This is a genomic window from Gilliamella intestini (assembly GCF_900094935.1).
GTDB lineage: Bacteria > Pseudomonadota > Gammaproteobacteria > Enterobacterales > Orbaceae > Gilliamella > Gilliamella intestini.
Genome location: NZ_FMBA01000002.1, coordinates 27278 through 40777, shown reverse-complemented (window position 1 = coordinate 40777; position 13500 = coordinate 27278). Strand labels below are relative to the sequence as shown.

Annotated in this window: 15 protein-coding genes; 6 read left to right on the top strand and 9 right to left on the bottom strand. The window is 32.4% G+C overall.

The window, feature by feature from the left end; all coding sequences use genetic code 11:
- The 3 genes from xerC to uvrD all read left to right on the top strand — a co-directional run bounded on the left by xerC (nucleotide 1) and on the right by uvrD (nucleotide 4048).
- Entirely contained in the window at nucleotides 1–921 is a 921-nt protein-coding gene (gene xerC, locus GA0061080_RS00725; protein WP_091119357.1) for a tyrosine recombinase XerC, read from the top strand.
- 2 nt (nucleotides 922–923) lie between these two features.
- The gene (gene yigB / locus GA0061080_RS00720) at nucleotides 924–1637 is read left to right on the top strand and encodes a 5-amino-6-(5-phospho-D-ribitylamino)uracil phosphatase YigB (protein ID WP_065635519.1); all 714 of its coding nucleotides are present in this window, start codon (nucleotides 924–926) and stop codon (nucleotides 1635–1637) included.
- Nucleotides 1638–1843: 206 nt separating this feature from the next.
- A complete protein-coding gene (uvrD, locus tag GA0061080_RS00715; protein WP_091119353.1) occupies nucleotides 1844–4048 on the top strand; it encodes a DNA helicase II in 2205 nt (734 codons plus the stop codon).
- 81 nt (nucleotides 4049–4129) lie between these two features.
- On the opposite strand, the gene cyaY is transcribed toward uvrD, so the two are convergent.
- The 6 genes from cyaY to GA0061080_RS00685 form a co-directional block, all read right to left on the bottom strand.
- Complete coding sequence (cyaY, locus tag GA0061080_RS00710; protein ID WP_065635521.1) at nucleotides 4130–4441, bottom strand: iron donor protein CyaY; 312 nt, start codon at nucleotides 4439–4441, stop codon at nucleotides 4130–4132.
- A gap of 105 nt (nucleotides 4442–4546) precedes the next feature.
- Nucleotides 4547–5053 (bottom strand): surface-adhesin E family protein, encoded by a 507-nt coding sequence (locus GA0061080_RS00705; protein WP_065635522.1) that lies wholly within the window; start codon nucleotides 5051–5053, stop codon nucleotides 4547–4549.
- A complete protein-coding gene (locus GA0061080_RS00700; protein ID WP_091119350.1) occupies nucleotides 5054–5839 on the bottom strand; it encodes a hypothetical protein in 786 nt (261 codons plus the stop codon). It abuts the gene before it with no gap.
- A gap of 78 nt (nucleotides 5840–5917) precedes the next feature.
- Entirely contained in the window at nucleotides 5918–6553 is a 636-nt protein-coding gene (locus tag GA0061080_RS00695) for a thiamine diphosphokinase (protein WP_091119346.1), read from the bottom strand.
- Nucleotides 6554–6573: 20 nt separating this feature from the next.
- Entirely contained in the window at nucleotides 6574–7035 is a 462-nt protein-coding gene (gene rimI, locus GA0061080_RS00690) for a ribosomal protein S18-alanine N-acetyltransferase (protein ID WP_091119339.1), read from the bottom strand.
- A complete protein-coding gene (locus GA0061080_RS00685) occupies nucleotides 7004–7411 on the bottom strand; it encodes a DNA polymerase III subunit psi (RefSeq protein WP_091119336.1) in 408 nt (135 codons plus the stop codon). The genes rimI and GA0061080_RS00685 overlap by 32 nt, the downstream gene beginning before the upstream one ends.
- An 88-nt stretch (nucleotides 7412–7499) precedes the next feature.
- Between GA0061080_RS00685 and rsmC the strand changes: the two genes are divergently transcribed.
- Complete coding sequence (gene rsmC / locus GA0061080_RS00680) at nucleotides 7500–8540, top strand: 16S rRNA (guanine(1207)-N(2))-methyltransferase RsmC (RefSeq protein WP_091119333.1); 1041 nt, start codon at nucleotides 7500–7502, stop codon at nucleotides 8538–8540.
- 150 nt (nucleotides 8541–8690) lie between these two features.
- Here the strand turns inward: rsmC and GA0061080_RS00675 are convergent, their stop codons facing one another.
- The 3 genes from GA0061080_RS00675 to yihI form a co-directional block, all read right to left on the bottom strand.
- On the bottom strand, nucleotides 8691–9494 hold the full coding sequence (locus tag GA0061080_RS00675) for a hypothetical protein (RefSeq protein ID WP_091119331.1): 804 nt from the start codon (nucleotides 9492–9494) through the stop codon (nucleotides 8691–8693).
- Nucleotides 9495–9656: 162 nt separating this feature from the next.
- Nucleotides 9657–11027 carry an oxygen-independent coproporphyrinogen III oxidase gene (gene hemN, locus GA0061080_RS00670; protein WP_091119327.1) on the bottom strand — a complete coding sequence of 457 codons (1371 nt, stop codon included), beginning with the start codon at nucleotides 11025–11027 and terminating at the stop codon, nucleotides 9657–9659.
- 326 nt (nucleotides 11028–11353) lie between these two features.
- Entirely contained in the window at nucleotides 11354–11845 is a 492-nt protein-coding gene (gene yihI / locus GA0061080_RS00665) for a Der GTPase-activating protein YihI (RefSeq protein WP_091119324.1), read from the bottom strand.
- A gap of 170 nt (nucleotides 11846–12015) precedes the next feature.
- On the opposite strand from yihI, the gene coaA reads away from it, so the two are divergent.
- The gene (gene coaA, locus GA0061080_RS00660; RefSeq protein WP_091119562.1) at nucleotides 12016–12951 is read left to right on the top strand and encodes a type I pantothenate kinase; all 936 of its coding nucleotides are present in this window, start codon (nucleotides 12016–12018) and stop codon (nucleotides 12949–12951) included.
- A 16-nt stretch (nucleotides 12952–12967) separates the two neighbouring features.
- The gene (locus tag GA0061080_RS00655) at nucleotides 12968–13420 is read left to right on the top strand and encodes a DUF1090 domain-containing protein (RefSeq protein ID WP_091119320.1); all 453 of its coding nucleotides are present in this window, start codon (nucleotides 12968–12970) and stop codon (nucleotides 13418–13420) included.
- Nucleotides 13421–13500: the final 80 nt, after the last annotated feature.

The following is a 13500-nucleotide window of genomic DNA, read 5'->3' as shown; positions in this document are numbered from 1 at the left end:
ATGAAACAGCCTAATCAAAATGACAATACTGCATTAACGTTACCTGTTGATCAATTTTTAAATTATTTAAAGTCAGAACGACAGCTTAGCTTAAATACTCAAATTAATTATCAAAGACAGCTGTATGCACTTATTTTGTTAGCGAAAGAGATAGAATTATCAACATGGCAAGATTTAGACTCATCTGCGGTAAGATTATTGATTAGTCGTAGTAAACGCACTGGTTTACAGGCAAGAAGCTTATCATTAAGATTATCGGCATTGCGGAGCTTTTGCGATTGGATGGTTAAAAATGAACTACTTACTGCCAATCCAGCTCGAGGCGTGCTAAATCCAAAATTAGGTCAACACTTACCAAAAAACATTGATATTGACGAAATTAATCAATTGCTTGATATTGATCATAACGATCCCCTTTCTGTTCGTGACAGAGCTATGCTTGAAGTGATGTATGGTTCTGGGTTACGCCTTTCTGAATTAGTCGGCCTTAACTGTCGAGAATTGAATCTTGTTGATGGTGAAATTCGTGTAATGGGTAAGGGAAATAAAGAGCGAAAATTACCATTAGGCCGAGAATCTATCAAATGGATTAAACACTGGTTATCAATGCGAGATTTTTTGGCGCCACAAGATGATGCTTTATTTATTTCTAAATTAGGTAAGCGTATTTCACCGCGAAATGTTGAAAAACGGTTTGCTCAGTGGGGTGTTAAACAAGGACTAAACAGTCATGTTCATCCCCATAAATTACGCCATTCTTTTGCAACTCATATGCTAGAATCAAGTGGTGATTTACGCGCAGTACAAGAGTTGCTTGGACATGCTGATTTATCAACGACCCAAGTTTATACACATTTGGATTTTGCACACCTATCAGAAGTTTATGATTCAGCCCATCCACGAGCTAAAAGGAGAAAATAACGATGCACTTTTATCGATCTATTAATACGATTAAAGCATTGACTTTCGATCTCGATGACACGTTATACGATAACAGCATGATTGTTGAAAAAGCGGAACAAGAAATGGTCAAAATACTCCAAAATTATGAGCAATTGCATACGCTTACAATATCCAAGTATTTGGCCGAAAAGCACACTGTGCTTTTATCTCATCCCGAAATTTATCACGATGTTAATGTTTGGCGATTTCAAACTATCAAATCGCTGTTAAATAAAACTGATATTCCAGTACAAAAATTTGCAGATATTATTGATGAATCAATATCATGCTTTAATTTTTGGCGGCACAAAATGCAAGTTCCAGAATCAACACATACGTTATTGACAAAATTAGCTACGAAATACCCTTTGGCAGTAATCACTAATGGAAATGTAGATATTAATCAAATTGGTTTAGGGGATTATTTTCAATTTTCATTGCGTGGTGGTGAACATGGGCGTTCAAAACCGTTTCCCGAGATTTTTGATTTAGCTTCTGACAAGTTAGCTATTCCATCACAACATATTTTACATGTAGGCGATAATCTATTGACTGATGTTAATGGTGCTATCAACAATGGCTTCTTAGCTTGTTTTATTAATATCTATAAGTGTGACATTTTTCAACTTGATGATGCAAGATGTTTACCTCATATGGAAATAACTCAATTGCTAGAATTGGATAATCTGCTATAATCTTACCTTTACCTGTATAGATGGACAGTAAGCCTATATAAAGATAAATTGTGTTAAGTGTAACGGTGTGTTGCGCTTAATAGTTTTGTTTTTATATTCCTGTTTGATTACAGTCAACCAAATATCTTTAAATATGATAAAAATATTAACATTTTCAACATTAATGTTGGTTAGTGTTTTTTGTTATCAAAATAGGTTTGAATATAATGGAAACTAGTCAATCATTATTAGATGAGCTAAACACCGAGCAAAAAAATGCCACCACCACTGATAATCAATATACCATTGTTCTTGCTGGTGCAGGGAGTGGTAAAACTCGCGTTTTAGTTCATCGTATTGCTTGGCTTTGTATTGAAAAGCAATATTCCCCAAGTTCAATTTTTGCCGTTACCTTTACCAATAAAGCGGCTGCTGAAATGCAGGAGCGTATTCAAGCATTAGTTGGCGAAGGTTATTTTAATGGCATGTGGGTGGGTACTTTTCATGGTTTGTCTCATCGCTTATTGCGTATGTTTTCAGAGCAAGCTAAATTGCCACCTAATTTTCAATTAATTGATACGGAAGATCAAGTTCGCCTTATTAAACGAATTTTTCGTGAGTTGAAAATCGATGAGAAGCAGTGGTCAGCTAAGCAGTGTGCTGCCTTTATTTCTACTCAGAAAGAAAAGGGGCTTCGTGCAGATGACATTGTTCCTGAAGATCCAAAACAAGTTATGTGGCAAAGGATTTATCACGATTATCAAGTCATTTGTGATAAGCTTGGTTATCTTGATTTTTCGGAGTTAATTCTAAGAACTTACGAACTCCTTTGTCAAAATCAAGAAGTTTTAAATTATTGTCACCGTCGCTTTTGTAATATTTTAATTGATGAGTTTCAAGATACGAACAAGATTCAGTACCGATTGGTAAAAAAATTGGCAGGTAATACCGCTAATGTGATGATTGTGGGGGATGATGACCAATCTATCTATAGTTGGCGTGGAGCTAATGCGGATAATCTTCAATTGTTTATCAATGATTATCCTGAAACCGAAATTATTCGATTAGAACAAAATTACCGTTCAACTAATAATATTTTAGATGCTGCAAATAAGTTGATAGCACAAAATAGCAAGCGGTTGGGTAAAAATTTATGGACAGATAGCGGTGATGGTGAACAGATTTTGCTTTATATTGGTTATAATGATATTGATGAGGCAAGGTTTGTTACAGGTCAAATTAAAAAGCGCCATCAAGAGGGTGATAATTACTCAAGCTGTGCTATTTTGTATCGCAGTAATGCGCAATCACGTATATTTGAAGATACATTATTACAAGCGGGATTACCTTACCAAATTTATGGCTCAATTCGCTTTTATGAACGACAAGAAGTCAAATTAGCACTTGCCTATTTACGACTATTACATGATCACAACAATGATATGGCATTTGAAGCGGTGATTAATACTCCAACGCGTGGGATTGGCACTATTACATTAGATAGAGTTAGAACCGTCGCCAAGCAACATAGTATTTCATTATGGGATGCCTGTTTAATGCTTATTCAAACCAATGCATTGAGCGAAAGACAATGCTCTGGCTTAAGTCGCTTTTTAGATTTAATGGAATTTATCTTTGATAAAGTGGAATCGCAACCAGTTTATAAACAACTTGATATGATTATTAAACTATCGGGTATATTACAAATGTACGAACAAGAACCCGGTATTAAAGGACAATCAAGGCTAGAAAATCTTGAAGAATTGGTATCGGCTGCTGAGCAGTTTCATCATTCTAATGAAAATACAATTATCCAAGATAATGAAACGGGTAAAACATTGACTGTTTTAGAATCATTTTTAGCATATACCTCGCTAGAAAGCCGTGATGTGATTAATGAACAAAATTCAATTCAATTAATGACTTTGCATTCAGCAAAAGGGCTTGAATTTGATAATGTATTTATTGTTGGACTAGAAGATGGCGTATTTCCAGATCAACGATCAGCACAAGACCCTGAAAAAATGGAAGAAGAGCGTCGTCTTGCTTATGTTGGTATTACTCGAGCACGTAAACGCTTAACACTATCATTAGCTCAGATAAGGCGCCTATATGGGCGTGAAGAGCGCAATTTACCTTCGCGGTTTTTAAATGAGTTACCCGTTGATGCATTAAACGAAATCAGCCATCAAGACTTTATTAGGGTATCTGATCGAAAAGAATATAATGACCCTAAAAAATCTTATCCTAAAAAAGCTCGCCAAAATGATGATGGTTATAGATTAGGTCGTAAAGTGCTACATAGCCGTTTTGGTGAAGGAACTATTGTTAGTATTGATGGTGACGGTGATCATAGGAGAGCCCAAATTGCTTTTGTTAATGAAGGAATTAAATGGCTAGTTATTAAATTGGCAAATCTAACTTTATTGTAAAATTGTAGACTGTATTGAGCTATTTTATAACATTTTATAATTAAACGGGAATTTATAGTTAAATTCCCGTTTTTATATGTGCTATTGTGCTGATTGCTCTTTTACAGATTCAGAAAAGACTATCTCGAAAGGTTTATCAGTCCGATTACAGACCCAATTATCATTTACATAATCAAAATGATAACCTTGCTTACGTGTAGCTAACCAAATCTGGAAAAGGGGTTCTTGAGTGTTAACAATAATTTTACTGCCATTAGGAAAACTAATAGTAATAACATTACCATTAGTTTCATAGTCCAAATCAATGTCATGTTCATCAACATAATTATCTAAAAATAGCTCGATTTTATTAAATAATTTGTCGGTAAGTGTATGGAATTGTGTAATATTCATAAAAGTGTAATCATTCTAATAAATCATGGTGTGATATTAGTATAAATGGATATACTCTGCCACAGCAAGGTGGCTAGAGCAAAATAAGTGTGGATTTAATAGTTATTAATTAGCGAGCGGTAAAGAGCAAGCAATAACAAGTAACTTATACTGTCTGTTGTCTTGCATTATCGTCATCCAACGGTTTAGTGTTTCAACTGTATTAATTAATGGGCCATCACCAAAATTATTTTTGATAGTACTTAATTTACCTTTTGCTAACTCCATTTTGTCGCAGTTAGCATAATAATCAATTTTAATAGAATTATAAGGTGTTTCAGTACCATCATCATTTTTTTGTATAAGTTCAGGGCTGTAATTAGTTATTTCACTAAATACTCGAATCTTGTTATTAAAAGGATGAAGTTTAATTGATTGTCTATCTAAAAATGAATAACTAATAATATTATCTTCTTTTGATTTAGAGATAGGAATAAATTGTTTACCTACTCTAGGATCTTTCAAACTTTCAATTGAAGTTTTTGTCTTATCATTGCTGTTGATTTCTTCTTCAAGTGCATGATTGAATGTTGCAAAAGAAAGGAGAATTAAAAATAAACTGATCTTTTTCATTTAAATATTATCCCCATCTTTTGATATCGTTTCTGTTGTGTTAGTTTGTGGTTGAGATTGTTGTTTTTCTTTTTCTTTTTGCATCTTTTCTTTGTATGCTTTAATAAGTTCTTGTTGTTTAGCTTCTTGTTTTTCGATGGTTATTTTTAAATCTGGACGAGCTTCAAGAAGGATTTCTTTTTTTAAATCACCCTGAAGAGAACAGAAAACACTAGTTTGATTGTTAGCAAAATTTTCTAAATAAAGTGCTTTACTAATTGTTCCAAATTTTGGTGCGACTCCGTCAATGGCATAAAAGTCATCCTGCCATTGTTTTAATTTTGCATTCAGGTCATAAATTTTAGCATTCGCTATATAAACATTAGTGTTATAAGGTAGCCAGTTAATATTATTTAATGCGTTTTTAACTTCATCTTTTTTATTATCAAAAATAAATCCCCAGTAAAAAAGCTGGCCAGAAAAATCGGTTGGAATATAAATATTTTGATAACCAGTAATTTTTAATCCTCGATACTCTAATGGTTTTTTAAACATAATTTTGTTTTTATCGGCTTGCTTCATCGACTCAACGGGGATATAAGTTATATTATTAGGTACAGTTTCTAAATCTACGTATTGTTTTATTAACTCTTGATATTTATTAAGTTGTTTGTAGAATTGATTATTACATTGAAAAAACGAGTCAATTACCTTATCTTTTTCACTTTGCTCATTATTAGTTTGTGCAAAAGATATGCAAGAAACAAATAAGGCACAAACAAGTATAGAAGTTTTTTTTAAAAGCATGGTGAGCATCCTACAATAATTAATTATATTTATTATTTTGATAGGTATTTTAAGGTAATGTAAATATCAGTGTCAATCTCAATTAATATTATGTAAATTTTCAATAAAAACCATTAGATAGCCTTGCTTAAAAGATATTTTAACTAAATCGTTAATCGCCTTATTTCGTAAGCTAACCATACCTTCCAACGATAGTGTTTGGTTAATTAAAGGGTATTGAACGCCCGAGATAGTTAATTGAGTTACTTTAGAAAATGGAATTAATGAAATAATATGATCTTTTACGTTATTGATTTTTTGCTCATATTCGGCAAGAAAAAAACGGCAATAATTATCATAAAAAGTCATTTTATACTGATAGTAATATTTAATTGCGATAGAAATATTTCCCAAAAAATGATCGCTAGCATGACCACAAGCACCATAAATATCAAATTTTGTTATTCCTTTACTAGCTAAAAATAAAATAGCCTTTTCAAAATCAGTTTTATTTTGATCGGGAGTATGGATGATTTTGGTTTTAGACGGAATTGTGTTATTAGGGTTATAACTGTCCAAATCACCAATAATAAAATTAGGCTCGATTGATGATGTTGATAAATAATTATGGTAAGCGCCATCGGTTGCAGCAATATAGGTATAGCTATCTATATCATTTGGATAAAATTTTGGTGGTTCACCATTGACAAATAACAGTGCGTTAGTGTGTTGCATCGTTATTTCCTTTTATTTGTTTATAAAGCAAGTGTATAGGCCATAATGATAGCATCTTCTTGTTGACCATCGGTTGTTGGGTAATAGTTTTTTCGAACCGTTATTTGGTTAAAACCTAGTGTATGGTACAGCTCAATTGCAGGGCTATTTGATTGTCTAACTTCAAGCCAAAGCGTTGAAATTGGGCAGGGCGATTTTATCGTTATTAACGCATCTATCAAATGGTTGAGCAGCTCTCTTGCTAGTCCTTGCTTTCTAAAATCGGGATGTATTGCAATATTAAATAAATTTGCTTCATCTGCTACATGTTGGCAAATACAAAATCCAACTATTTGGTTATCAATCGTTATTTTAAAATTGAGATAACGCTCACCTTGGTTTGAAAGGAATGTCTGTTTTGACCAAGGAATAGCATGGCAAATCTGTTCTAATTCAAAAGTTTGTATTAAATCATGTTCGTTCAGGGTGGAAATAGTTTTCATATTGACATAGTTTTTGCCATAGTTGGCGTTTTTGTTGTGGTGCTTTTGCAAGCTGATCTAAACTGGTTGTTTGAATAGTTAATGGGTTAACCCAAGACTCATCCAAGGTAATATCAATAAACCAAAGTACTGTTTTAATTTCATCAGCAGGAATAATTAATTGTTGTGGAGTTAAAAACAATACTTGTTCTTCAGTTAGATGGATAGCATTTAAAATATCATAATAGATTTTTTGTATTGGTTTTTGTTCTGCAACCACAATCAACCTAATGTCTTCACTTATTTGTGTCGCTATTTCACCTTTGAAAACATTAGCATTCCTCAAAACGTATTGAGTTATATTGCACTGTTTTAGGTACCAATCTTGTTGCGTCATTATTGACTTACTGTTTTTTATTAGAGATTAAAGATAGTTAATTGTATAATCAATGCATCAATTTATAAAGGTTTTTCATTGAGGAAATATGGCAACATCTGCTTTTACTCCAGCAAGTCAAGTACTTGAGCGTCACCATACATTTTTTAACGATAAAAATGTGTTGATAGCTGGTGATATTCAGGATAGTTATCCATCTATTATGTCGGCAAATCAAGTTAAGATTCATTGCACACAATTTCATACTTATTTACGTCTAAAAGCTAGTGCACGAGGCAATCACACCTATTTTTCATTATTGCCCGAAGCGGATTTTTACGTTGGAATGAATACGTTGATTTACTATTGGCCAAAAACAAAAAGTGAAGCACAATTCCAGCTTTCTTATTTATTGCATAATATGCCAAAAGACAGTGATATTTTTATCATTGGTGAAAATAGAACCGGTGTAAAAAGTGTGGAAGCTTTATTGAGTGATTTTGGTACAATTCAAAAAATCGATAGTGCAAGGCGCTGTGGCTTATATCATTTTCAGGCAGATAGCCGTTTAGCTTTTGATCTTGATGAATGGTGGTTAAGTTATCATTTAACTATTGAAAATCAGAATATTGAAATCAAAAGTTTACCCGGTGTTTTTAGCCAAAAAGGGTTAGATGCCGGTAGTGAATTACTGTTAAATGCATTAATGGATCGTACTGATATTATTAAAGGTAATGTATTAGATGTGGGATGTGGTTCGGGCATTTTGTCCACAGTGCTAGGTAAATTATACCCTGATCTTGCATTAACGTTATCCGATGTAAGCAGTGCAGCAATTGAATCAAGTAAAGCAACATTAAACAGTAACAGCGTGAATGCAACTGTTATGGCGAGTGATGTTTTTTCTAGTCTGAATGATAAATATCATTTAATTGTTTCTAACCCACCTTTTCATGACGGCAAACAGACCGATTACACGGCTGTTAATAAGTTAATCAAAGAGGCAAAAAAACACCTAAAATTAAATGGTTATTTATGTATTGTGGCAAATTCATTTTTACCGTATCAAACTATCTTAGATGAGACATTCAAAAGTGTTGAAGTGATTGCCCAAACGACAAAATTTAAGGTTTATCTAGCAAGTCATTAATAAGTACAGTTTGTTTATTTTGTTTTAAAAGAAAAAATAAGTTGCAATACATATTACACGTTTCAAAAAATAGGGCGATAGCATCGCCCTATCTATAAAAGTAAATATTTAGACTTAAACTGATTTCCTTATTATTGAGTCATATCTGTATTAAGATAGTACATCCTTTAATGCCTGCATTTCATTATAGGAAAAATCACAACGGGTAAGGCTTTTATCAAGAATAATAGGAATAGAATTATTCTGTCCGATTATGGCCAAAGCATTACATTTACCTCTAGTCGCATCACCTATAATGATTGGTCCACCGTCAGACTCTTTATTAAAATTGGCTACACATTTAACATCTACACCTTGTGCATTTTTTGCATGATATATAGCAGTTATTGTTTTACCATAAGATGTTAATTTAATCGGAACAATAGTAGGAGTTAATCTTTGTCCATTGATTTCATTGATAACTTTTCTCATTTTATGTATTCTTAAGATAGTTACTAAACCCATCCATACAGGCAACATAAATAAAAGAGTAAGAACAGTCGTAATCACAAATACCCTCAGCATATTATCAATAGCTAAATTGATTGTTACTAGTGAAGGATCATCGGCAGAAGCCACAGTTACAACTTGAGTATTTTTGCTTATTCCACCAGGGAGAGCTCGCTTAATAACTTGTCCTGTATTAGTGGTAATTTTCACTGAACAATTCTCAATAATACGTCTTGTATTACATTTTACTTCTGCATGATAGTCAACCACAACTGGATTCCGTGATATTTTATAATCATCAATTAATCCAGGATAATGATTCAGGGCCATAAACATAGCTAATGCAAAGCAAAATATTATCGCAAATATTGTTTTTATTTGATGTAATATGCCTTCTTGCTTTAGTTTCATAACTTTTAAAGGGCGAGTTGGAAATACTTCTACTAATTTATTCATCAATCCCATTTGATCAACTCCTTATTAAAAATAATAGTTTCATGCTTAAAGACTGAAAATTGTGAATTTAAAAGTACTTTCTTTTCATTAAATTAGACTAAATATTATCATAAAATTTACTTTTTAGGCATTGCTCGCATTGTTTACAGTAATTTGAAAAATGACTTCAAATTAAATAACTCTAGAAAACTGTTGTTGTCGTGCTATTTTCCGCATATAAATATCAAAGCACATACAAATATTGCGTATTAGTAAATGCCCTTTAGGTTGGACTACAATCACTTGCTCATTAATTGCTACTAAGCCGTCTTTTTGCAATGGTTTAAGCAGTTTTAAATCTTCTGCAAAATAGCTATCAAATTGAATGTGATATTGCTGTTCAATAACATTTTTATCTAAATGAAAATGGCAAATAAGCTGTTTTATCACATCACGACGAATTTTATCGTCACGGTTTAAAGTGAATCCTTTCCATAATCCATGCCCTTTTTGCTCAACTTGAGTTTGATAAATTTTTAGATCTTTCTGATTTTGCGCATAACTATCACCTAACATACTAATGGCCGACACACCAAGTCCAAGTAAATCAGTATCACCTTGAGTTGTATACCCCTGAAAATTACGATGCAATTTATTTTCTTGTTGAGCAATAGCTAAATCATCATAAGGCTTAGCAAAATGGTCCATGCCGATAAATTGATAACCAGCTTCGGTTAACTTTTTAATACTTGTTTGTAGGATCTGTAATTTTTGATTGGCATTAGGCAAATCATCATCTTTAATTTTTCGTTGGGCAGCAAAACGGCTTGGTAAATGGGCATAATTAAAAACACTTAAACGATCGGGAGAAATCTGAATCACTTTATTAAGCGTTTCGGCAAAACTTTCAATGGTTTGTTTTGGTAGGCCATAAATCAAATCTAAACTAATTGAGTGAAAATGATTTTTGCGTGCTTGATTAATAAGGGACCGTATTAACGTTTCATCTTGTTCACGATTAATTAGGCTTTGGATTTCGTGATTAAAATCTTGAATTCCCATACTTAACCTATTAAAACCAACACTTGCTAAATGGTCAATTGTTTGCGGTGTAATTTCACGCGGATCAATTTCGATGGATAGTTCGGCATTAGCAACAAAATTAAAATGCTTTTTTAACGAGCTAATCAATCGAGTAATTTCGGCATCGTTTAAAAAAGTCGGTGTCCCCCCCCCCCAGTGCATTTGTGTTACCGTGCGATGTTTAAATAATTTTGCACGTTCAGCAATTTCAATATCTAAAATATCAAGGTATTTGGTAACTTTTTGTGTTTGGCGAGTAATAAGTTTATTACAACCACAGAAATAACAAAGCTTATGACAAAATGGAATATGCACATAAAGCGACAGCGGTTTTGTGGGATAACGAGTTGCCGCCGATAAAAATTCCTGCTCGTTAAATTTTTCGTTAAATTCAAGTGCAGTAGGGTAAGAGGTATATCTTGGGCCAGAATAATTATATTTTTCAATTAACGCTTGATCCCATAATTGCGTATCAGTCATGCTTTTTACTTCCACTTATGTCTATCTTTAGTATTGTTATTTTTATAAATTTTTACTATTGCTTTTTGTTGGTTCTTGATTTTGGTTTTAATTTTGATTCGATTAGTTTTATTTAAATATAACAATGTGCAAATCAACAACCCAAAATATAAACTTAACATAATTAATATTGGCACTATGATTTGCTCACTGTTAATTATTAATTGACTGAATAAAAATAATGGATTCTAAGTTTAAATTATCAGTAGGAATATAATCCAATAGATTATATTCCTACTGATATCAAGACACATACTATCACGATTGTCGATTATATTTTACTATCATTAGTTTCGTTTTAATAAACTAACAATATCTTCTTTCTTTTCGTCTAATTCATCAAAATCGTCATCAGTATAACCAAGCTCTTGCATCAGTTCATCGATACGATTCAATTTGCTATCAAGATAAATTTGTTGATCTTTAGTGAGTTTGACATTTTGCTCGACTAGATCAAGTAACATATCTAATTTTGGATCGTTCTCTAACTGTTCTAATTCTTGTTGTGGCGATAAAATTGTTTTAATTGGTTTAGATTGTTTAACAGGTTTTTCTATATTGTTAGAATCTTCAATAATTAAAGAAATAGGTTTTTTGCTACCCACTCTTGGATCTTTGGTTGTTTTTGTCGAATTTTTATTTTTATTATTATCTAGCTTATTAAAGCGAGAGCCACTTGGTAAACCTTTGTGTTTGCGTTTACGCTTTAGTTCCCGAGATTCTTCATTAATCTCTTGACGGCTTTTTTTAGCTTTCTGTTTTGATTTATTTTTTAACATAAAATCTCTGTCTAATATTAGGGTTAATCATTTTACAAACGTATTTTATCAGTAAGTCCAAAATATAGCTATGATGAAGAAGTCATACTAATTTAAGATTGTAAAAAAAGGAATTTATGTATAATCTGAGCCAAATAAATTTGTTAGATCGAATCAGAGAACAATATAAAATGAAAAATCACTTAAGCCCTTATCTGAAATTTAATCGTCAAGAATGGGCTAGTTTACGTAATACTGTACCAATGACTTTGACTGCAGATGAATTAGTCTCGTTACAAGGTATTAATGAAGATTTATCCATGGATGAAGTGAGTGAAATTTATTTACCTTTATCTAGATTGCTTAATTATTACATCAGCAATAATTTTAATCGGCAAGCAGTTTTATCTAAATTCTTAGGTAAAAGCCAAAAGACGCCTTACATTATTGGCATTGCAGGTAGTGTTGCTGTAGGTAAAAGCACTACCGCCCGAGTGCTACAAGCATTATTAACCCGTTGGCCGGAACATCGCAAGGTAGCTTTGGTGACAACCGATGGTTTTTTATATCCAAATAGATGGCTTGAGGACCGTGGAATTATGAATAAAAAAGGGTTCCCACAATCTTATGATATTAAAAAACTCATTAACTTTGTTGCTGATGTCAAATCAGGACAAGATAAAGTCAAAGTGCCAGTTTATTCTCATCTAGTTTATGACATTGTCGAAGGTGAAGAAATTGTTATCGATTGTCCTGATATTTTAATTCTTGAAGGATTAAATGTCTTACAAGGCACTATAAACTATACCCAAGCTAATAACCGTGTTTTTGTGTCTGATTATGTCGATTTTTCAATTTATGTTGATGCTGATTTACCATTGTTACATAATTGGTATGTGAATCGATTCTTAAAATTTAGAGCAGGGGCTTTTAGTGATCCTAACTCTTATTTCAACCATTATTCACAGCTACCAGAACAAGAAGCAGTCAATATTGCTAATCGCCTTTGGCGTGAAATTAACGAATTAAATCTAATTGAAAACATTTTACCAACTAGAGAAAGGGCAAGTTTAATTTTAACTAAAGGTAAAGATCACAAAGTTGATTTGATTCAGTTAAGAAAATAAATTAATAGGAGTTTATATGAAATCAGTAATTCAAGCAGTGTCAAAATTAAGCATGACCACTTTGGCTATTTTATTTTCAATTGGCGTTTATGCCTCTGACCATGTAGAAGGGCTCACCTGTGAAGGTAAAAAACAGGCTATTGAGGTCGAAATTGAACAAGCAAAAAATCACAACAATACCCACAAGGTTGAAGGTCTTCAAAAAAGATTAAAAGATATTAATAATCATTGTTTAAATAATGATTTAGAAGAAAAATATAAGAAAAAAATCCAAGAAAAGACATATAAAGTTGCCAAAAGAACCCAAGAATTGGATCAAGCAAAAACAAAAGGAGATAAACAAAAAATTACCAATCAACAAATAAAATTAGCTGATGCCGAACAAGAACTTAATGAAGTTAAAGCTGAATTAGCTAAATTTTATAAAGAACTTGAAACAAATAAGCCAACTAATAGCTTAATTCACTGATTCTATAATGACGTTTTGATTATAACTCCCATTACTTATTACTTTCGATGGGGGTTATTTAGTCTTTTGCATAATATCTT